Genomic DNA, 1174 nt, shown 5'->3' with positions numbered 1-1174 from the left:
GACCTCTCGCCAGCGTACCGTATATCGGTGTCCCGATAATGCACTGGGGCCGGGACGTCGTTGGCGCGGCGCAGGGTGGCCTTGCCGGCGGCGTGGTATTCGCCGCCCGTGGCGTAGCGGCCGTACAGCACGACCGGGACCTCCACGTAGAGCGAGCCCGCGGCGCCCTCCACCCGCCCCGGCGCGCCGACCTGGGCGTGCAGGCGGGCGAACGACTTCAGGTCCTCCTCCCGCCCGTCCCGCCGCAGCTTCGCGGCCTCGGCGGTGCGGCCGCTTTCCACCAGGGCGTAGTAGGTCTCCACGACGGTGGCCGCAGCCTGCGCGCTGCCCGGTTCGATTGGACCCTCGGCGAGGGGCGTGCGGTCGTCGGGCAGGCCGCCCGGCGTCCCCGGCGCGGGCGGGCTCACCGGCGCCCTCGAGGGCGGGACGCAGGCGACGCCCGGGGCGCTGGCGATGTCTTCCCCCGGCGCCAGCGGGGCCAGCATCGCCTCGTCACCCTTGGTCCACCACTGCAGGGCGTCGCCCGTATAGCGCGCGCCGCTGGCCGAGCGGGCGATCCGCAGGAGGTGGGTCGCCTCACCCAGCTTGAGCTGCGCGGTGTCGCCGTCCGGATAGAGGGCGCTCACCGTCCGCCCGTCCGCACAGACGTAGTGCACCCAGGTCATGGCCACCGTCTTGGGCTCGGATTTCGGCGCCCCCGGCGTGGGCGGCTCGGAACAGGCGGCCAGGGCAAGGACCGGCAGCGAGAGGGCGGCAAGGCGAAGCTTCATCATGCCCACGTAACGCATGAAGCCGCGGTCCGTCCCTGCGGCTTAGCGTTTCATCCAGGGCTTGGACTTCGACTGGGACCGCGCCGCAGCCACGCGTTCGTTCTCCAGCTTGGCGCCGGGCGGCCCGCCGCGGCCTTGCGCGGCCTTCTTCAGGCGCAGCGCCTTCTGCATCGGAGTTTCGTCGGGCGGGGCGTCGTCGTCGGGGCTGGGCATGGTCGGAATCCTTGAAGCTCTCGCCGAACCTAACGCCTCCATCGCGCCTGTCGCGCCCAAACGCGTTGCGTCGCATGGCGTTTGCGCGCGCCGGCCGGCTTGCTAGTCATGGCCGCAACCAAGGGGTCTCCATGAACCTGAAGCTCGCCGCCGCCCTCCTCGCCTCCGCGGCCGTCGCCCCCGCGCTCGCC

Annotated in this window: 2 protein-coding genes; both read right to left on the bottom strand. The window is 72.9% G+C overall.

Annotated elements, in window-relative coordinates; all coding sequences use genetic code 11:
* Positions 1-788, bottom strand: a 788-nt coding sequence (locus AX721_RS22940) for an MliC family protein (protein ID WP_197422686.1), incomplete at its 3' end; no start/stop codon positions are given.
* Positions 789-812: 24 nt separating this feature from the next.
* On the bottom strand, positions 813-983 hold the full coding sequence (locus AX721_RS28130) for a hypothetical protein (RefSeq protein ID WP_197422685.1): 171 nt from the start codon (positions 981-983) through the stop codon (positions 813-815).
* Positions 984-1174 lie beyond the last annotated feature (191 nt).

The organism is Phenylobacterium sp. CCH9-H3, assembly GCF_001557235.1.
Classification (GTDB): Bacteria; Pseudomonadota; Alphaproteobacteria; order Caulobacterales; family Caulobacteraceae; genus Phenylobacterium.
Note: the sequence above shows the minus strand (reverse complement) of the source record. Positions and strands in the feature narration are given on the sequence as shown.